The 20,860-nt window shown below is 35.8% G+C and carries 13 protein-coding genes; 6 read left to right on the top strand and 7 right to left on the bottom strand.

The features are described from left to right. Positions 1-28: 28 nt before the first annotated feature. The 6 genes from pyrG to AC51AA_RS18495 form a co-directional block, all read right to left on the bottom strand. Positions 29-1,642 carry a CTP synthase gene (gene pyrG, locus AC51AA_RS18520; protein WP_500703675.1) on the bottom strand — a complete coding sequence of 538 codons (1,614 nt, stop codon included), beginning with the start codon at positions 1,640-1,642 and terminating at the stop codon, positions 29-31. A 174-nt stretch (positions 1,643-1,816) separates the two neighbouring features. Next, positions 1,817-2,050 carry a DUF3820 family protein gene (locus AC51AA_RS18515; RefSeq protein WP_500703674.1) on the bottom strand — a complete coding sequence of 78 codons (234 nt, stop codon included), beginning with the start codon at positions 2,048-2,050 and terminating at the stop codon, positions 1,817-1,819. A 194-nt stretch (positions 2,051-2,244) separates the two neighbouring features. Continuing rightward, the gene (gene nagB, locus AC51AA_RS18510) at positions 2,245-4,173 is read right to left on the bottom strand and encodes a glucosamine-6-phosphate deaminase (protein WP_500703673.1); all 1,929 of its coding nucleotides are present in this window, start codon (positions 4,171-4,173) and stop codon (positions 2,245-2,247) included. Between the two features lie 27 nt (positions 4,174-4,200). Next, the gene (locus AC51AA_RS18505; RefSeq protein WP_500703672.1) at positions 4,201-5,580 is read right to left on the bottom strand and encodes a sugar MFS transporter; all 1,380 of its coding nucleotides are present in this window, start codon (positions 5,578-5,580) and stop codon (positions 4,201-4,203) included. Between the two features lie 184 nt (positions 5,581-5,764). Then, entirely contained in the window at positions 5,765-6,640 is an 876-nt protein-coding gene (locus tag AC51AA_RS18500) for a sugar phosphate nucleotidyltransferase (protein ID WP_500703671.1), read from the bottom strand. Positions 6,641-6,650: 10 nt separating this feature from the next. Next, a complete protein-coding gene (locus tag AC51AA_RS18495) occupies positions 6,651-7,742 on the bottom strand; it encodes a mevalonate kinase family protein (protein ID WP_500703670.1) in 1,092 nt (363 codons plus the stop codon). Between the two features lie 229 nt (positions 7,743-7,971). Here AC51AA_RS18495 and AC51AA_RS18490 point away from each other — a divergent pair, with 229 nt between their 5' ends. Then, positions 7,972-9,012 (top strand): LacI family DNA-binding transcriptional regulator, encoded by a 1,041-nt coding sequence (locus tag AC51AA_RS18490; RefSeq protein ID WP_500703669.1) that lies wholly within the window; start codon positions 7,972-7,974, stop codon positions 9,010-9,012. 198 nt (positions 9,013-9,210) lie between these two features. Here the strand turns inward: AC51AA_RS18490 and AC51AA_RS18485 are convergent, their stop codons facing one another. Then, positions 9,211-9,849 carry a sugar-binding protein gene (locus AC51AA_RS18485; protein WP_500703668.1) on the bottom strand — a complete coding sequence of 213 codons (639 nt, stop codon included), beginning with the start codon at positions 9,847-9,849 and terminating at the stop codon, positions 9,211-9,213. Between the two features lie 674 nt (positions 9,850-10,523). On the opposite strand from AC51AA_RS18485, the gene AC51AA_RS18480 reads away from it, so the two are divergent. The 5 genes from AC51AA_RS18480 to AC51AA_RS18460 all read left to right on the top strand — a co-directional run bounded on the left by AC51AA_RS18480 (position 10,524) and on the right by AC51AA_RS18460 (position 20,792). Further along, positions 10,524-13,622, top strand: a complete 3,099-nt coding sequence (locus tag AC51AA_RS18480) for a SusC/RagA family TonB-linked outer membrane protein (protein WP_500703667.1) — start codon at positions 10,524-10,526, stop codon at positions 13,620-13,622. 36 nt (positions 13,623-13,658) lie between these two features. Then, positions 13,659-15,170, top strand: coding sequence for a RagB/SusD family nutrient uptake outer membrane protein (locus AC51AA_RS18475; RefSeq protein ID WP_500703666.1), 1,512 nt, complete (start codon positions 13,659-13,661; stop codon positions 15,168-15,170). 91 nt (positions 15,171-15,261) lie between these two features. Then, complete coding sequence (locus tag AC51AA_RS18470) at positions 15,262-16,677, top strand: aryl-sulfate sulfotransferase (protein WP_500703665.1); 1,416 nt, start codon at positions 15,262-15,264, stop codon at positions 16,675-16,677. 61 nt (positions 16,678-16,738) lie between these two features. Beyond that, positions 16,739-17,734, top strand: a complete 996-nt coding sequence (locus AC51AA_RS18465) for a c-type cytochrome (RefSeq protein ID WP_500703664.1) — start codon at positions 16,739-16,741, stop codon at positions 17,732-17,734. A 43-nt stretch (positions 17,735-17,777) separates the two neighbouring features. After that, on the top strand, positions 17,778-20,792 hold the full coding sequence (locus AC51AA_RS18460; RefSeq protein WP_500703663.1) for a glycoside hydrolase domain-containing protein: 3,015 nt from the start codon (positions 17,778-17,780) through the stop codon (positions 20,790-20,792). Positions 20,793-20,860 lie beyond the last annotated feature (68 nt).

Raw genomic sequence — 20,860 nt, 5'->3', positions numbered from 1 at the left:
AAAGTTACATCCTTTAGAATATTAATTATTATTTTTTATGTGCATTTACAGCAGCAGCTACAAAATTCACGAAAATTGGATGTGGATTTGCTACCGTACTTTTGTATTCAGGGTGGTATTGTACTCCAATAAAGAACGGGTGATTTTCAAGCTCTACGATTTCTACCAAACCTGTATCCGGATTGATTCCAGAAGCCATTAAACCCGCTTTTTCCAACTCCTCTTTATACGTGTTATTGTACTCATAACGGTGACGGTGACGCTCTGAAATAGTCGTTTGTCCGTAGATTTTATGTGCCAATGTATTTGGTTTAATATCACATTTCCAAGCTCCAAGACGCATAGTACCTCCTTTATCAGTCACGGTTTTTTGCTCTTCCATTAAATTCACCACTGGATGAGCCGTTTTATCGTTCATCTCTGTTGAATTGGCGTCTGCATATCCTAAAATATTTCTAGAATATTCGATAACCGACATTTGCATACCCAAACAGATTCCAAAGAATGGAATATTGTTCTCACGTGCATAACGAACCGCTTCAATTTTACCTTCAATACCTCTTTCTCCAAAACCAGGTGCTACTAAAACTCCGTCAAGAGATCCTAATTTATCGGCGATGTTATCACTGTTGATATGCTCTGAATGAATCGAGATAACATTTACTTTAGTTTCGTTTGAAGCTCCTGCATGAATGAACGCCTCTAAAATAGATTTGTAACAATCCTGCATTTCTACATATTTTCCAATCAAACCAATGTTTACAGTATGTTTTGGATTTTTTAATCGACGTAAAAAAGTATTCCAGTTTTTTAAATCCGGAGCTGCTTTTTTAGGTAAATCTAATTTCTTTAAAGCCACTACATCTAATCCTTCTTCCAGCATTAAATTAGGTACTTCATATATAGTAGAAGCATCAATAGATTGAATCACCGCTTCTCTCTTCACATTACAAAACAAAGCCAATTTGTTACGCAATTCATCCGAAAGCTCATGCTCAGTTCTACAAACTAAGATATCAGCTTTAATACCGCTCTCCATCAATGTTTTCACAGAGTGTTGTGTCGGTTTTGTTTTTAACTCACCTGCAGCAGCCAAATAAGGCACCAAAGTCAAGTGAATAACAATTCCGTTATTTTCTCCCAACTCCCAAACCAATTGACGAACAGATTCAATATAAGGTAATGATTCAATATCACCCACAGTTCCACCAATTTCAGTAATGACAATATCATAATCACCAGATTTTCCTAGCAATTGCATTCTGTCTTTGATTTCATTGGTAATATGAGGAACTACCTGAACTGTTTTTCCTAAGAACTCTCCTCTTCTCTCTTTTTCAATAACTGAAAGATATACTCTTCCTGTCGTTACGTTGTTTGCCTGAGAAGTTGGAACGTTCAAAAAACGCTCGTAGTGACCTAAATCTAAATCTGTTTCTGCTCCATCATCTGTTACATAACACTCTCCATGTTCGTACGGATTCAAAGTACCTGGATCGACATTGATATAGGGATCAAATTTTTGAATAGTTGTACGGTAACCTCTTCCTTGTAACAATTTCGCCAAAGATGCTGCAATAATTCCTTTTCCTAAAGAAGAAGTCACACCACCTGTAACAAAAATATATTTCGTTTGATTCATTCTGTTGTTGTTTGTATTGTAGTTGTGTAAAAAACTTGGCAAAAGTACAAATTTAATTAGATAATTTATCAATTAGAGAATGAGATAATTTGCAAATTTTTAAATGCTCCCATTAGCCGTTTACGCAATCATTAATTTTAACTTTTAATTGGCTGTTTTCTCTACCTCCTGCCCTTATTTAGGCTTAGGATATTGCTTTTTAATATTCCAAATCAATTCTTCTAATCCATTTAACTTTAATTCGTAAATCAATGCTAACTGTTGTCCCAATTCTCCTTTTGGAAACCCCTTATTATGATACCAAACCACATAATATTCAGGTAATTCAATTAAATAACGGCCTTCGTACTTCCCGAAAGGCATTTTGGTATGCGCTAATTTGATGAGCTGTTTTTTGTCTTGTTCCATTTTTAAAATAAAAAAGAAGCAAGAAAAAAGAACTTAGACCCATTCTCTTTCCTTGCTTCTAATTTGATACAAAGCTATTCTATTTTTTTACTTTTTCATCAAAGCGGAGTTGATTTTTATAACCAATCACCTCCACCAAACTTTATGAAAAACTAAAATTACTATCTTTTTTCGAACTTAGCTTCGAGCATTTTTTAATAATGCCATCTCACAAAAGCTTCCATTGCAGCGTAAGTCGCTAAACCTAACTGTTGGTACATAGCAGCCGTCTCACGGTTTCTATCTTCAGCTCTCTGCCAAAATTCTCTAGCATCGGTTCCTTGGAAAACAACACCATCTTTTTGTGATTGGTGCTTGAAAATTCCATGACGTTTCGCTAAAACCTGATCAGGACTCATTGGAACTGCCATTTCAACCTCGTCAATTCCCCATTCTTGCCAAGCTCCACGATACAACCATAACCAACAATCATCCATAAATGATTTAGATTTCAAGTTTTTCACTGCTTCAAAAATAGCATCCAAACAAACCTTATGCGTTCCGTGTGGATCTGCTAAATCTCCCGCAGCATAAATTTGATGCGGTTTAATTTTTTCAATTAAATCCATCGTTAATTGAATATCTTCCTTTCCGATTGGTTTTTTCTCAATAGTACCAGTTTCGTAGAATGGCAATTCCATAAAATGAATTTGCTCGTCAGGTAAACCAACAAAATGACTTGTTGCTCTAGCTTCTCCTTTACGAATCAATCCTTTGATATAACGTACTTCAGGAATATCAATTTCACTGTTCTTTTTATTAACTAAGAAAGCTTGCGCTTTTTGATAGATATTATCCGCTTCAGCGCTTTTGATTCCAAACTTCTCATTGTAATCAATCACAAACCTTGCAAAACGCAATGCTTCATCATCAGCAACTGCAATGTTTCCTGAGGTTTGATACGCTACGTGCACTTCATGTCCTTGCTCTTGCAAACGCATGAAAGTACCTCCCATACTAATGATATCATCATCAGGATGTGGACTAAAAAGTAAAACACGTTTTTTTGCTGGCTCTGCTCTTTCTGGACGATTTGCATCATCAGCATTTGGTTTTCCACCTGGCCAACCCGTGATGGTATTTTGTAATTTATTAAATATCTTAATATTGATATCATATGCAGGACCTGAATCAGCCAATAAATCGCTCATTCCGTTTTCAATATAATCCGCATCGGTTAACATTAAAATTGGTTTTTTAAGCTCTAAGGCTAATCCTAAAACTGCTTTTCTAGTCAACTTATCAGTCCAAATTACTTTTTCAACCAACCAAGGACTGTTGATTCTCGTTAGCTTAGAAGAAGCTTCTTTATCTAAAACAAAAACCGCATTGTTATGCTCTTGCAAAAACGAAGCTGGAATTAGATTCGTCACTTCATCTTCTACCGATTTTTTAATAATGTTCGCTTTTCCTTCACCCCAAGCCATTAAAATAACTTGTTTGGCTTCCATTATCTTTTTAACTCCAAGTGTGATTGCAGTTCTAGGCGTATTGCTTAACCCTGAAAAGTCACTACTTGCCGCTACTCTTGTAATGTGATCTAAAGCTACTAAACGTGTCTTAGAGTTTTGCAATGAACCTGACTCATTAAAACCAATATGTCCATTACCACCAATCCCTAAAATTTGCAAATCAATACCTCCTAAGGATTCAATTTTAGCTTCATAATCGGCACAATACTGTGCAATCTGCTCTTTTGACAAAAGACCATCTGGCACATGATAGTTTTCAGGTAAAATATCGACATGATCAAACAACAATTCCTTCATAAAACGAACGTAACTGTTGATCGAATTAGGCTCCATTGGATAATACTCATCCAAGTTAAAACTAATTACGTTTTTAAAACTTAAACCTTCTTCTTTATGCAAACGTACTAATTCTGCATACAATCCTTTTGGAGAAGAACCAGTTGCCAAACCTAATATACAAGGCTTATTCTCATTTTGCTTGCTTTGAATCAAAGCGGCAATTTCTTTAGCTACTGCTTTTGATGCTTCTGTTGAATTTTCGAAAACAACCGTATTGATGTTCTCAAATCGTTTTTCGAAGCCTGTTGCTTTGTCGATTGTACTTTTTAACATGATATATTTTTTTTAAATTCCTGTCGATTATTTACTCCAACTTCTGTATTTATGCCCTTTGATAGCATAAAAAAGAATCATTAGATAAGAAGGTAACAACATCAAATAAGCCAATTGGTTACCACTTTTAGAAACTGCTTGAGTTCCTTGGGCAATATTTGCTTCATTTATAGATTCTGTAATCATTCCGTAAAACAAAGGAAAAATCGCTCCTCCAATAATACCCATGATTAAAATTGCACTTGCAATCTTCGTATAACCTCCCAAATCCTCAAGTGCCATTGGCCAAATTGCTGGCCAACAAAGTGCATTGGCTAATCCAAGTAGTGCTACTAAAAGAATTACTACTGGTAAATTTGGAATTCCTGGTAACTGAACCATTATTGTTGGAGAAATCGAAACTATAGCCAAAACTAAAATTACTCCTAAAACTCCTGATGCTTTTAAAGCCGTTACCTGTGATAAGTATTTCGGGATTAATGTTATTCCTAGTATATACCCAACCACCATGGCTGACATGGTAAAGGATGTTAATTTCAAATAAAAGTTTCCTTCCGCACCATAAACACCTAATTGTTTTCCAAAACCTCCAATGGAATCTCCAGCTAAAACTTCCGCTGACAAATACAACATTAAAGTGATTACTCCTAAAACCAACTGAGGGCGTTTAAAGGCATTTTTAATCTGCGTAAAAATGCTCATCGTAGTGATATCCCCTTCCTCATCCAAATCAATTTCTGGAAGTGGAGACAGTTTTACCAATGCGGCTAAAACTACAATAATTAATCCCATATAAAGATAAGGTCTTTGTAATTGTAAAGCCAATGCATTTAATGCATTTGATTTTGCTGTTGCATCCAAAAGGGCAATTTTATCTGCCGTAAACTCCTGCATATTAGACAAAACCAAAGCCGTTAAGATAAGCGGCGCAACAAATCCTGCCACTTTATTAGCAATACCTAAAACACTAATTCTAGCTGCTGCACTTTCTCTAGGCCCGATAACCACTACATAAGGATTGGCTGCAGTTTGCAAAATTGCCAAACCGGTACCCATGATAAATAAAGCGAGTAAAAACAATAGAAAGGTTCTACTTTCCGCTGCTGGATAAAACATAAAAGCTCCTGCCGCAATGATCAATAGACCTAATGATATACCATTTTTATATCCTACTTTTTCGATAACCCACGAAGAAGGAACCGCCATTACAAAATACGCGATATAAAAAGCAAAAGTTACAAAGTACGCTTGAGAAGAAGTCAACTCACAGGCTAATTCAAAAAAGGGAATTAAAGGCCCGTTTAACCAAGTTACAAATCCAAGAATAAAAAATAATGCGGTTAAGATGACCATCGGTATAATAGCACTCCTCTTTTCCATTTGTATTGCAGTTTCAATGTTTGACATATTTTTTTTTGGTTGATTGTTAATAGATTCTATGGTTTATCATCTAAAATAGCATCAATACTTCTTGTTCTCTTTGCAATTTTAGCGCAAATATATGCGTTTAATTTGCAATACGATGCAAAAATATTGAAATAAGTTCCACTTATTTGCAAATTAAAATGACTATTTTGTTAAATTTTTTGCATTATGCCTCCCAGTCCAACACCGGATAATGCTTTTGAAGATAGTCTTTTACATCGGCAATATCCTCTTTTGCTGTTAAATCTGGCACATGTTCAGAAAATGGAATTCCTAAAGTCGTATTTGGATTTACCTTCACCGCATTTAAAAGTACAGTAGGTAATTCTTTTTCATCTCTTTCTGGATTAACAGGACAATTTTTAAGATGTGGATATAAAATAGTACCGTTAAATTTAAAGGCATTCATACTCACTCTTATTTTTCCTTCTACATCTTTATAATGTTCCAAATCCTCAGCTGTAGGTTTCTCTAAGATATCCAATAACTGATTATTTTGATCCAGCTTAGCAATAGCAAAACGCGAAATTCTTTCAGAAGGGAATTCCAATGCATCTCTATCATAACTGATAAAAGCATTAGGACTAGCTGTTTCTCTAAGCGCTAACAACGCTTTGGCAGAATACAAATTATCACTATTACAAACCGAATACACTTGCTGATTCAACTCTGGAAATTGTTCTACTGCTTGAAACAAAGCATCTGCTGTTCCAAAAGGCTTTACTCTTCCTTCAGGAATGTACTGTACTGCAAAAGAAATATTTAATCCATGGAAATCATTGTCTTTATTTTGAGTTCCGTAAAACTCCTTAAACAACTCTCCTTGCTCTCCAATGATGATATAAACATTTTTATACCCTGCTTTTTTTGCATTTAACAAAAGATAATCCAACAAAGGTCGTCCACTTGCACCTACCCCGATTAAACCTTTACTTCTTTCGTTTGCTTGAGCAATTTCATCCGCAGTCAAATTATCTAAAACCGCTTCCTTTTTCATTCTAGAAGAGGCTCCTCCTGCTAGAATAATTAAATTATTATGCATCTTTATTTTTTTAAATTTCAATATTTTCTATAATTCTCACACCTGGATCAACCGTTACACCGTACGCTTCTTGTGCGCCAGCTTTTAAAATTGCTTCAATCACTGCATCTTCTTTTGCAGGATCGGCAATCACTACGATACTTCCTCCTCCACCAGAACCAACGATTTTTGCACCGTAAGCACCTGCACGTAAAGCAGCATTAATCATATCATCAATACGAGGAACTGTAATTTTCAACAAATCACGCAAAACTGCATGATGCTCATTCATCAATTCTCCAATTTTCTTAAGGTCTAAAGTAGGCTTTTCAAACTCTATTAAAGCCCCTTTGGTATAATGGTAATTTTTGATAGCCGCTTCAAAATACGGAATCAATCGATCTGGCAAACAGCTACGGTATCGATCTAAATCTTCTATCTCGGCAGCATTCAAATCAAAATCCGGGAAATTTTGTTTCACCGTATCAATAGCAATTAAAGCATTTCCTTTGAGCTCTCCAATCAAACCAATGGTTTCTTTTGGCACTCCTGAAACCCCAGTAATAAGTCCTTTTAATCCTGTTCCAACGACATTATATGAAAAAGGTTTTTTAGTGGTAATGTGAACAATATTCCCAACACCTATACTAAAATGATCCATCATTCCACCTGGCTCTCCATGTTCCAAAACCTCAGAAGCATAACCCATTTGTGAAATAAAATCAGGAGTCACTTCATCCTTTACACCGAAAGCCGTAATTAAAAACTGTATCCAAGCCATCAGCAGAGCAGAAGAACTTGATGTCCCTGAATTAATCGGTATATCTCCAGTAATGGTAATATCATACCCCACTGTTGGTATACAACCGTGTCTGCGTAAAACACGCAAAGAGGATGCAAAATAATCGCGAGATTCTAATTTTTCAAAAGTAGCGTTGATATCGATAACACGAATTTCGTTGATATCAATCATATTCAATACAAAAGTACCCGTCTGATTCTCTTGGGCTGTTAATTTTATATTTCGATTTATAGCACAGGCTATAACAGGCAATCCTAAATAATCTTGGTGATCCCCAAAGAGACACGTTCGACCTGGAGCTAATGATACAATTTTTCTCATTTAAAAAGGACATTAATCTTTTGTAATTCAATAAATTACAAAATATTTTGGTTATAAATTAAGTATTATTTTTGGTTTTTCAACTCCACGAAACTATTGATTATATTTTTATAAAACAAGAAAAAAATAAAAAATGTGCTCGAACACACTTTTTATTTGTTCTCGAGCACATTAAATGATTTGCATAAATTTTTTTCAATAATTAAATCAAAGTCCTATATTTGTTTACATGGACAAAAAATACACCATCAAAGATATTGCAAAAATGGCTGGAGTCTCTAAGGGAACTGTAGACAGGGTTTTGCACAAGAGAGGAAAGGTTTCTCCTACATCACTTGCAAAAATAAACGAGATTTTAAACGTTATCAACTACGAACCCAACTTAATTGCACGGAATTTAAAAAACAATAAAGTCTATCGTATTTGTGTCTTGTTACCCGATCCTGAAATCGATCCCTATTGGCTTCCTTGTATCAATGGTATTCAAGATACCAAAAATGAATTCAAAGCCTATAGCATTATTATTGAAACGCTGTATTTCAATCCAGAAAGTACCAAGTCCTTTTTACAAACAAATGAGACCATTATCCAAAAAGCGCCAGATGCTGTTTTACTAGCTCCTTTATTCCACAAAGAGACCTTAGAAATCGTAAAACAATACGATGAACTAGGTATCATGGTCAGTACTTTCAACAATCAAGTTGAATCTCCTTCTATTAAAAGTTTTGTTGGACAAGATCTATACAAGAGTGGTCGTGTAGCAGCGAGTTTAATGCAACTAATTTTATCTTCTGGTCAAATTGCCATTATCCATATAGACGAGAGCCTTAAAAATGCTGTTCACATGCAAGAAAAAGAAAAAGGCTTTCGAAATTATTTTGAAGAAAAAAGCAGTTCCACTTTCTCCTTAATTACTTTAAAATTAAAACATCAAAACGTAGAAAGCAAGTTGCTTCATTTTTTAGAAGAAAACCCTAATTTAAAGGGCATTTTTATTACTACTTCTAAAGCGTATCAAATTGCCTCCATTTTAGCTACTGTAAAAGAGAAAAAAATTGCCATTATTGGCTACGATTTAATTGAAAAGAATGTAAACTTCCTCAATCAAGCTTCCATTCAGTTTTTAATCCATCAAAATCAAAAAAGACAAGTTTACTTAGGGCTTTGCGCACTTGTTGAACACTTTTTATTTGGCAAAGCAATACCAGAGACAATCTTACTACCGATCGACATCATCAATGTAGAAAATGCTTCTTTTTACGTCGGGTAATTTCACACTTAAACCATTGGCCCTTCTCCATACAAAAAATAATAGTCGCTTTTCTTTATCAAAAAAACAAAGAAAAGCGACTAGTTAAATCATTCAAAGAAGTTAAGGATTCACTTAAAATTAAAGCGTCTTTAGCATACAAACAGCACCACCGGCATACACCAACACCTTATACGCCAAGCAATCATTACATACAACTTAAGACATCAATATAAATTTCCCGAAAGAAGAAGCAATATGGAAATTGGGTGTTTCTGTATTTGGGTTCACCCAAGGCATCCAAGTCGGCTGATACTCTTGATGCTCATCAGGACTGAATTTTGCTCTAAAAACACCAGTCTCAATACTATTGTTATGAACTAGATTTAACGATTGCAACGATTTCAAACTAATCCTCCCCTCCACGCTATAAGAAACAGCATCTTGAGAAGCTTTTAATTCCAAATCTTCTTTAGGCCACTTCCAATCAAAATCAAAATTCTTATCTGGATAAGCCTTAAAATCCATTAACCTAGCCGCTGTATCCATTTCCAGACAATAATACGGACTTAGTTCCTTATCTGTTCTGAAAAACAGCTCTACTCGATCCGAGTTGCCAATTGAATCAATACTATCGTCTTTTTTGTCAATGTATAGGTCTGTATCAAAAACCCTAAATTTAAAAAACAGATTTTCTAGATCCCAAAGGGCTCTAAATTCCATTTTAGAAAAAGCTTCCTCTTCCCAAGGAGAACAAAAATCTGTTAAACAATTGGCTTTCTCCCATAAAAGGCTCTCTAAAAATCCGTCAGCATTTTGCTGTTTTTTATCGACTAAAACTACTTGATACTCTTTCACAATTAAATTCTTAAATTATGTTAATTTATGTTTTAGGAAAAAATGGAAAACGATCTAAAAAATCGCCTCTTTTTCCTTCTTTTTTTTCAGATTACTAAGATAGTTTAAAAGTATAGAAAAATAATTCTTCTTGGAGAAAAACAAAACAATAGGAAAAGCCTGTTTAATTCCTTTTTCCACACACTATCGGCACCACAAAAATAATAAACTTTAACAAAAACACTATACATAACACGTATTTAAACAGTTTACATTCAAAAAAGCGCATTTTTACTAGGGCTAATATTTTTAAAATATTTTATAAACTTCCTAACTTTTTAAGGTTAAAAAAAGATTTATCGCACTTTTATGTGCTCGATAACATATTTTATGTGTGTTCGAGCACATATTTTGTGATTTTTTCTTGTTTAATAAAAATATAATCAATAGTTTCGTTAGACAATAATCTTAAAATTAAGTTAATTACAGCTTCACAAAATCATTTTGACATTCTAAAAATGACTAAAAATGGAGCTCATACTTGATTCTAAAATTGAAAACATTTGGATTATTTAAAAAAAAAGCCATTCCATTAAAAACCAAATAAAACCAAACCTAAATCCTCAAATCCAAAAAAAAGAAGCCTAAATCCTACAAACTAAAAATAAGTATTATTAACCAAAACCATTAAAAGTATGAAATTATTAACCCAAAAAAAACCTAGGGATTTTCGGATTAACAATCTATCAAGTAAAGAAGTCAAACTTACTGTTCTTTCCTTGTTAGCCTTGACATTTCAAGTTTCTGCAGCTTCATCAATTCCAACACCGTACAAGATCAGCACTTCCTTGATTGTTGAAAAAACGGTAAAAGGTAAAGTCGTCGATCAAAACGGACTACCAATAGCAGGAGCTAATGTAATTGTAAAAGGCACCTCCACAGGTGTACAAACCGATGTTGACGGAAGTTTTGTAATCACTGTAGGTGATAATGTTACCAAACTTATTGTGACTTACATTGGTATGGAAGATCAAGAAGTTACCGTTGGAAGCGCTCCTCTAAAAATTGTCTTGAAAGAAGTAGGACAAAAATTAGAAGAAATCGTAATCGGATACGGTAAAGCAAAGAAAAAAGATCTTACTGGCTCGGTGAGCTCCATTGGTAAAGACAATTTAAACTTAGGCGGAACTATTTCTAATGTAGGTCAAGCCTTGCAAGGACGCGCCTCTGGAGTTCAAGTGCAACAAAACAGTTATGCTCCTGGAAGCAGTCCTTCTATTGTCATCAGAGGAGGAAACTCCATTAATACATCTAATGCCCCTTTGTATGTGGTAGATGGTTTTATTACAAGTACTGGAGCTTCTATTAGTCCTAATGATATTGAAAATATTCAGGTCTTGAAAGATGCGTCTGCTACGGCAATTTACGGATCTAGAGGTGCAAATGGCGTTATCATGATTACCACTAAAAAAGGGAAAGCGGGGAAAATGCAAGTGGAAGCTGAAATCTCCGATGGTTTTCAAAACATCATCAAAGAACCTTCTACTTTAACTGGACAACAATATGCCAATATTCAAAATGCCATCGAAGCTGAAAACGGGAGACCTCCTATTTTTCCAACAAGTTTTCCTATAGCTAATACCAATTGGTTTAAAGCGGCAACTCGCCCTGGAGAAGTGTTAAACAGAAGTCTTACTTTTAGTGGAAGTGATGCTACTTCTAAATTTTTCCTTTCTGGAAATTACATCAAACAAACGGGTGCAATTGAAAACACCAACTTCGAAAGATATAGTGTTAGAATGGGTGGCGAGAAGAAATTCAGTCCAAAACTAACCGTAGGTACCAATTTTTACGGTGCTGCAAGTGAAGGAAACAACAGCGATTTTGGAGACAATATCTTATCGCCGATGTTCTCCATTCAAACCGCTGCTCCTGCACTTCCCATTTATAATGCGGATGGTTCTTATTATAAATTCAAAGGAAGAGATAACGCTTTAGCACTCTTGTTAGAGCCTACTGATCATACGATCAACAGAGTAGTGAACGGGAATATGTTTTTAGACTATCAAATCATCAAAGGCCTAACCTATCATTTTGGTGCAGGTGCTGAGTGGCAGGAAAATATTCAAGGAAAATATACTCCTAGTACTTTGGTGGCTGGAGCGGCTCTAAAAGGTTCTGGATCAAAAGAAAACAAAACCTATTTTAGATGGAATACGGATCAATATTTAACCTATAAATTCGACATCAAAGAACATTCTATAACGGCTATGATTGGAACTTCTAATCAAAAAGACACTTATGAAAGAGTAAAAGCCGCGGGTACTGGTTTTTCGAACGACTTGTTAACCTACCACAGACTGGAGGCTGCAGCGGTTTATTTAAAACCTGAAACTCAAAAACTAGAAACCAAACTAACTTCTTATTTTGGAAGGTTAAGTTATGCTTATAGCGATAAATATCTAGCTTCTTTTACCATTAGAAAAGATGGATCTTCTCGTTTTGGTCCAAACAATAAATTTGGTTATTTCCCATCTGGAGCTATTGCTTGGAGATTGTCTAATGAAAAATTTATTGAAAATTTAAACACTTTCTCTGATCTTAAACTAAGAGTGAGTCATGGTATTACAGGTAGTGATGGAATTGACGATTATGCCTTCATGAACCGATTAACACCTTGGGGAGTTACCATTGGAGATGGTAGTTTTAATGGAGGTAATGAGCCTGCAAATTTAGCTAACCCTAACCTAAAATGGGAAGAAACGGCACAAACCAACATTGGTTTAGATCTGGGATTCTTTAATGACAAACTTACTGCCACTATTGACGTGTATAAAAAAAGAACTACTGATGCGCTACTTAATGTGCCTGTTGGTGGATGGTGGGGATTTAGCACCCAAAGAATTAACTCAGGCGTTATTGACAATAAAGGGATTGAATTAGGTATTAGCAGTACTAATTTTAGAACTGATAAATTTACTTGGACCACTTCATTGAATATGGCTTACAACAAACAAGAAATTATATCTCTTGCAGACAATGTAAAAATCATTAGTAACAATACCTCTAACCCTAGTGGAACAGTTTCTGGTCAAGAATTCACCCGATTAGAACCAGGAAAAGAAATGGGCGTACTGTTTGGTTACAAATATGCTGGAGTTGTTAAAACAGGAGAAACCTATGCACCACAACCTCTTTCTGTTCCTGGAGATCCAAAATATGTGGATGTCAATGGAGATGGAAAAATTAGTGCAGATGACAGAACTTATTTAGGCAATTCAACACCGCACTTTACTGGTGGATTTAACAATGATTTTAAATTAGGGAATTTTGATATGAACATCTTTTTCCAAGGTGCTTTTGATTACTCGGTTTATAATATGACCGCTATGGTGGGTGAATCGACTACTAGTACAGATGCATTAAATCGTTGGGTTGCCGGTACAAATGAAAACACGGATATCCCAAGAGATGGTTACTACAAAAGTAAATACGGTAGTTATGTCAATTCAAAATTTGTTGAAGAGGCCTCATATCTTCGTTTGAAGAACGTTTCAATCGGATATACGATCCCGGAAAGTGCATTAAAACAAGCCAAATTCATTGAAAACATTAGATTGTATGCCATTGGACAAAACTTACTGACTGTTACCAATTATTCCGGAAATGATCCCGAAGTAAATGGACATTTTACTAGCGATCCAACAAAACAAAACTTAGGTGGAGGAATTGATTTTAACTCATTCCCAGCATCAAGAACGTTTATTCTAGGGATCAAAATGACCATACATTAGTCTAAAAGCTTTTTTAGTAACACTAAATTTATCAAAATGAAAAAATACACAATACTATTTCTTTTACTTACTGCCAGTGCACAATTTTCGTGCAATCAGGATCTTGATCCTGAGGTATACAGTAGTTTAACCAATACCAATGGTTTTCAGACCAAGTCGGATGCGATAGCCTCTATCAATTCCATTTATGGTAGACTTAAAGGACCTTCTGTAGGAGATAACTTTTCCTATTGGGCAACACGACACTTCGCACTAACAGACATTGCTACCGATTTAGGGCATTGTCAGTTTGGAGGCGATCCAGGACAACTATCATTAGGAACATGGAGTTCTAGTAATGGTTTGCTTCTAGAAGATTGGAATGCGATGTACAAGCTGGTCGCTAATGCCAACTTCTCGATCTTCAACATTACACCAATGCAGGGGATTACTGCGGCAGAGAAAGCGCAATTTATAGCTGAGGCTAAGTTTTTAAGAGCTTCCGCTTATATGGATTTAACAGATGCTTGGGGGCCTGTTATTTTAGTAACCGAAGCCAATTTGGCCAATCCAAATTATTTAGATCAAACTGCTCCAACCTCAGTGGATGAAATTGATGCTTTCTTAATCAAAGATTTGACTGACGCAGCTGATGTATTGCCTAAAAATTACGTATCCAATGCTATTTACAGCAGTAATGATGTAGGTCGCGCTACCAAAGGAGCTGCGTTAACTTTATTAGCCAAGTTGTATTTACGCAAACATGATTGGGCAAAAGTGGTTAGCCTTACCCAACAAGTAATGGACCTGAATCAATACAGTCTTTTCCCATCTTATTTGGGATTATTCAAAGAAAGCAACAAATGGTGTAGCGAAAACATCTTTTCTTCCCTAAGTGATGCTAATGTAAACGGAACGGAGTTATTGAATCACTTTGGTCCAACTGATCATCCTGTTGTTCAAAACAGATGGCAGTATTATACGGTGAACTGGGATTTCTACAACACTTTTGGTAATGAAGACGAAAGAAAACAATGCTTTTTCCCTGAATTCATGGGTTCTGATGGTTTATTGCACAAACAAGCTCCTACTCTAGGTGCTCAACCACCAAAGGGTGAATTGTACATGCCCGATGTAGCCACCAGAAAATATGCAGATGACGAAACCACCACCTATTATGATGGTCATAGTGTCAATATCTTGCGTTATGCTGATGTATTGTTAAGCAGAGCTGAAGCAATAAATGAAATTAGCGGTCCAACTTCTGAAGCTATTGGTCTTATCAATCAAGTTAAAGGTAGATCACATGCGAAACTCTTGGTTTTAGCCGATCATAATCAATCTAGCTTAAGAGATGCTATTTTACAAGAAAGAGGATGGGAATTATTCTACGAAGGAAAACGTCGTCAAGATTTAATTAGAATGAACAAATACGATGTTTTGGTTAATGCTTACCACCTTAGAGTGGGTGAAGCAGCACAAATCCAGATGCCGAAAAACAAATATTACACCTATCCATTAAGTCAGGTAAACCTTAACCCTAAGTTAAGCAACGCCGATAGAGAATAAAGAATACCCAATCAAGAATAGGCCAGCCTATGGCTGCCTGTTCTTGATTATTTATAAAAGAACTACTTTGCTGTTTCATTAAAGAAGCCTTATGATGATTAAAAAATTAATTTTAAAATGGAGTTTTATTTGGGTACTACTTGCACTGGCAAGTTGTTCTAAAAAGCAGGGCAATTATATAACAAATATCCACATTGGGACTCATAGCAACAACGAATTGAAGATTCAAATCGATGTTAGTACGAATGACGATGTACAGGTATATGCCACATATTGGTCTGATAAAAACGGAACTAAAAACAAGATAGTTTCTCCAATTTCAAAAATAGGTCGTTCACATTCACTAGTGCTCTGCAACATTGTTCCAGAAACCAATTACAGTTATCAATTGGTTACTGTTCAGGACCAAGTAAAAGACACCAGTAAAGTATATACGTTTAAATCACGAAAATTACCCGAATGGCTGCAAAATCAATTCAAAGCCAATTGTCCAAAACCAGAACTCTTACCTGAGAATTTCAAAAAAGGTTTCATGCTCTTGGCCAAAAGAGAAACTCCCGGAGTGGCCTATATTGTAGATTACAAAGGGAATTTGAGATGGTATCATACCGTAGAAGACACTGGATTTAAGGTGGCCCATTTTACGAATGATCAAACTGTACTGGCTATTTTAGGAACCAACGATGAACCAACAAGTTATGGTAGCGAAATTTTAGAAATTAATTTACAAGGCGATACCTTAACACACCTAAAAAAAGGACAAGGTGATTTTAAACAAGTGATTCATCATGAAATTATCAAAAAATCAACCAACGAAATCGTCACCTTATTTGTGGATCAAAGGATAAGCGATTTGACGGCAATTGGAGGAAAAAAGCAAGATACCATCAATGGAGACGGCATTTTGATTTTGGACAGAAAAGGAAAACAGCTCTGGAAATGGAGTGTTTTTGATGATTTAGATCCTATGAAAGACAAAAAACTACTGACCACCAAAAAAGATTGGATGCACGCCAACAGCTTGAATTATGATAAAGATGGTAATTTCCTGATTTCTTTTTATAACAATGGTCAAATTTGGAAAGTGGATGCCAAAACTGGAAAAGTAATCTGGAAATTAGGAAAAGGGGGAACACTGACGATGACTAAAGATAGCTATTTCTCTCAAGCCCATGCCGCACATATTGATCAAGAAGGTAGTTTACTGTTTTTTGATAATGGAGTCGATAAAAAACAATCCTCCGTTTTTGCTTTGAAAATAGACGAAAAAGGAAAAAGCGTAAAACTGGATTTTCAAATAAAATTACCTACCGATATTTACAATGACCGAATGGGTAGTGCTTATATGATTGCTAAAGATGCCCTATTAGTTTGTTCTTCTAAAAGACACATAACGGTTTTAACCAATAGAAAAGGCGTTTTACTTTGGGCCTTAGAATCTGAAATCCCGCCTTACCGCACCCAGTTTATCCCGGAGGAAAAAATGAAACCTTTCCTTCTAAATTAAAAACATTGACCATCGAGATTGATTTTTTACTAGTCCGAGGGTCCGATTAAAAATTTTAAACATGAAAAAAATAATTCTTATAGGTCTGTTTGCCGCATTACCGATTGTTGTTTTCAATTCTTGCCAAAAGTCAAATTCGCAAACTTTAGCTGCAAAAACTACTGAGGCGGATACTGAAGGATATATTACTATTGATACGGCGAAGATCCCAAATGATCAATTTGGAGAATCGGTGCGTTACGGTAGAGAACTAATGCTAAAAACAGCCTACTATATAGGTCCAAATGGTATTAATGGAAAATATTTAGGTAACAAAATGAATTGTACCAACTGCCATCAAGAGGCTGGTACCAAACCGCATGCGTTCAACTTAATGTCTTCACACGATAATTATCCTCAATATCGCGGTAGAGAAGATAAGGTGCTCACACTTGCCGAGCGTGTTAATAACTGTGTCATGCGTCCACATTCTGGGAAACCACTTCCACTTGACTCCAAAGAAATGGTTGCTTTTTTATCGTACTTTAAGTGGATCAGCAAATTTGTTCCTAAAGATGGACAATTCAAAGGAGCCAAAAACTTAGAAGTAGCATTTCCAGACGTAGCGGCTAGCTCGGAAAGAGGAAAAGCTCTTTTTGTCGAAAACTGTGCACGTTGCCATGGCAATAATGGTGAAGGAATATACAATGCGGATCAGTCTGGCTACACCTACCCTCCTCTTTGGGGCAAATATGCTTACCAACCAGGATCAAGTATGCACCGCGTAATCAAACAAGCGCAATGGCTAAAAGGCAATATGCCTTATGACAAAGTAACGCTAGGAAAACCTTATCTTACCGATGCTCAAGCATTGGACATTGCGGCCTTCGTAAATGATGATGCTCTACATACAAGACCTAATCCTAAAACCTTAGATTATCCGGATAAAATGGGCAAACCTATTGACTACGCTCACACTCCTTTTGTCGATCCTTTTTCAAAAGAACAACACAAATACGGTCCTTATAAACCCATTATCGCCTACTGGAAAAAGATGGGTTGGAAGGCCGTTTACTAACGATTAAAATACCTGTACACTTTTTAACTTGAACATCATAAAAATGAGACCACACCTAAAAAACAGACCGCTTTTGAGTAGACTATTGATCCTATGTTTGATCATTTTTAGTATTCCCTTAGCGGCACAACAAATCAAATATACCGATGGTAATGACAGTTGGAATCCGAATCAACTTGGAAACCATCGCGCTGTCGTGCAATTTACGGGTAAAGGACCGGTGGCCAAGACCACTATCGAATGGCGTAGAAGAGATCCGAATCCGGAGCAAAAACAAATCATTGTTCAAGATGCTAAAACCGGTAACACCATAACCAATATCAAGACAATAGATATCAATAGAGAAAACGGTACTATTTTCTTTGAGCCTGTTTCAGGTAACGGAACTTATTATGTTTATTATATGCCTTATATTGATGAAGGGGACGCCAACTATCTTAAAGGGGTTTATGTAAAACCAGAAAATAAAGCAGACGTACAATGGTTGTCGAAAATCAAACCTAATTTAGCCAATAACTGTTCACTTACAGAAATTCAAAGTATAAATGCGTTCAACAGCTTTTACCCAATGGATGTCATTGCTACTGCAGCAGAAACAAAAGACATTATTGCCAAAAATAGTGGCAATTCCTTTTTAGTTTTCCCTGAGGACAGAGTATATTCTATCCGAATGAAAAACGATTTACCGCAAAGATGGATTCAAAAAGGAGTCCAAAATACGTTTTCAGATACGGCCTTAAAAGGAGAATATTTAGCCTTTCAATTAGGTATTTATGCCTTAACGGATTTAGCCAATGTAAAGATTAGTTTTTCTGACTTAAAGAGTAGTACTGGAGAGATCATTGCAGCCAAGAATATTAGCTGCATCAATACCGATGGTACACGATATGATGGGTCTGATTTTAACAATACCGTTTTGGTATCAAAAGGAAAAGTACAGGCGATGTGGTGTGGAATCGATGTTCCACAAACAGCTACTGCGGGTACTTACACGGGAAAAGCTGTCGTAAATGCTGATGGTAAATCAAAAGAAATTACGCTTCAAATTACAGTAACTAATGAAGTTACTAAAAATGGTGGAATTGATTCTCCAGAGAAAATGACACGTTTGAAATGGCTGAATTCTACTTTAGCGCAAGAAAATACCGTTATTGCCCCTTATACTGACCTTGTAGTTAAAGACAACGAAATAGCTTTACTAGGTAGAAAATTAACGGTCGGTCCAAATGGATTCCCAACACAGATTCAAACTTTCTTTACTCCAGAAATGACCGTTATCGGTACAAAAGCCAACAATATTTTGACTGCTCCAGTGGCATTTCATTTTATAGATGCTTCAGGAAAAGAAGTGACACAATGGAAAAATTCAGGATTAAAATTCACTAAAAAAGAAGCCGGAACTGTAGCTTGGGAAAGTACCTCTACGACTCCATCGGTTCAAATGGATGTCAATGCTGTTGTTGAATTTGACGGTTTTGTACATTATACCGTTAAAGTTACAGCTTTAGAAGAAGTCACTTTTAATGATATTAATTTTCAACTACCTATGGCTCCTACTTCTGCAAAATACATGATGGGATTGGGGCAGAAAGGTGGCGATCGTCCTGCCACTTTCGACTGGAAATGGGATGTAGCCAATAAAAATCAAGATGGTGCCTGGATCGGGAACGTTAATTCAGGATTGCAATTTTCTTTAAGAGATGAAAAATACAGCCGTCCCTTAAACACGAATTTCTATTTACAAAAACCTTTATTATTACCTACTTCATGGGGCAATGAAAACAAAGGAGGAATTAGCATTACGCCCAACCAAAAGTCCGTTTTAGTCAATGCTTATAGTGGAGCTCGTACGATGAAAAAAGGAGAGGTCTTGTATTACAACTTTAATTTATTGATTACCCCATTCCATAAAATAGATACTGATTTTCAATGGAACACTAAATTCTATCACAGTTACAGTAGCATAGATACTATTGTTAAAACAGGAGCTTCTATCATTAATATTCATCATGGTAATGCCATCAACCCCTATATAAATTATCCTTTTATTGAATATAAAAAGATGAAAACATATATCGATGAGGCTCATGAAAAAGGCTTAAAAGTAAAAATCTACAATACGGTAAGAGAAGTTTCCAATAAAGCCTATGAAACTTTTGCCTTAAAAAGTTTAGGTCACGAAATTTATTCTCCTGGTAAAGGTGGTGGATTCTCCTGGTTGCAAGAACACGTAGGTGATGATTATATTGCTGCATGGTTTGTTCCTGAAGTTAAAGATGCTGCCATTGTCAACAGTGGTATGAATCGTTGGCATAATTATTATGTTGAAGGTATGAATTGGTTAACACAAAACGTGGGTATTGACGGTATTTATCTAGACGATGTGGCTTTTGATAGAATCACCATGAAACGTATCAAAAGAGTTCTTACTAAAGATGGTCACGCTGGAATTATCGACTTACACAGTGCTAATCAATACAATAAAAGTGACGGATTTAACAATAGTGCCAACTTATATATGGAGCACTTTCCATACATCAATAAACTATGGTTCGGAGAATATTTTGATTACGAAAAGAACCAACCTGACTTTTTCTTAACTGAAGTAAGCGGAATCCCTTTTGGATTAATGGGTGAAATGCTACAAGATGGCGGTAATCCTTGGAGAGGAATGGTTTACGGAATGACCAACAGAATGCCTTGGAGTCATAATGCAGATCCAAGACCAATCTGGAAATTATGGGATGATTTCGGTATCAAAGGTTCTGAAATGATTGGATATTGGAGCGAAAACTGTCCGGTAAAAACATCAAATGACAAAGTACTCGCAACGGTTTATAAAAAGAACGGAACGGCCTTAATCTCTATTGCAAGCTGGGCCGATACAGATGTAAAAGTAAAACTAAACATCGATTGGAAAAAATTAGGAATCAATCCTGCTAAAGCAAGCATAGTGGCTCCTGAAGTGAAAAATTTCCAATCAGCGCAAACCTTTACTGTAAAGGACGAACTACCTGTAACAAAAGGAAAAGGATGGTTGCTTATTATTAAACAATAACCCCTTCTCCCACTCCATTTGGTTGCTTTTTATCGGACTAAAAAGCAACCAAATTATACTCTTCCCTA

Source organism: Flavobacterium sp. OHVDL-2026-0007, assembly GCF_059882335.1.
This window is presented reverse-complemented; position numbering and strand designations above follow the sequence as displayed.

Bases quoted from the DNA above. Each gene is read 5' to 3' on its own strand.
- AC51AA_RS18495 (WP_500703670.1), bottom strand. From the start codon at position 7,742: ATGAGAAAAATTGTATCATTAGCTCCAGGTCGAACGTGTCTCTTTGGG.
- AC51AA_RS18460 (WP_500703663.1), top strand. From the start codon at position 17,778: ATGAGACCACACCTAAAAAACAGACCGCTTTTGAGTAGACTATTGATC.
- AC51AA_RS18480 (WP_500703667.1), top strand. From the start codon at position 10,524: ATGAAATTATTAACCCAAAAAAAACCTAGGGATTTTCGGATTAACAAT.
- AC51AA_RS18490 (WP_500703669.1), top strand. From the start codon at position 7,972: ATGGACAAAAAATACACCATCAAAGATATTGCAAAAATGGCTGGAGTC.
- AC51AA_RS18505 (WP_500703672.1), bottom strand. From the start codon at position 5,580: ATGTCAAACATTGAAACTGCAATACAAATGGAAAAGAGGAGTGCTATT.
- AC51AA_RS18515 (WP_500703674.1), bottom strand. From the start codon at position 2,050: ATGGAACAAGACAAAAAACAGCTCATCAAATTAGCGCATACCAAAATG.
- pyrG (WP_500703675.1), bottom strand. From the start codon at position 1,642: ATGAATCAAACGAAATATATTTTTGTTACAGGTGGTGTGACTTCTTCT.
- AC51AA_RS18500 (WP_500703671.1), bottom strand. From the start codon at position 6,640: ATGCATAATAATTTAATTATTCTAGCAGGAGGAGCCTCTTCTAGAATG.
- nagB (WP_500703673.1), bottom strand. From the start codon at position 4,173: ATGTTAAAAAGTACAATCGACAAAGCAACAGGCTTCGAAAAACGATTT.
- AC51AA_RS18470 (WP_500703665.1), top strand. From the start codon at position 15,262: ATGATGATTAAAAAATTAATTTTAAAATGGAGTTTTATTTGGGTACTA.
- AC51AA_RS18465 (WP_500703664.1), top strand. From the start codon at position 16,739: ATGAAAAAAATAATTCTTATAGGTCTGTTTGCCGCATTACCGATTGTT.
- AC51AA_RS18475 (WP_500703666.1), top strand. From the start codon at position 13,659: ATGAAAAAATACACAATACTATTTCTTTTACTTACTGCCAGTGCACAA.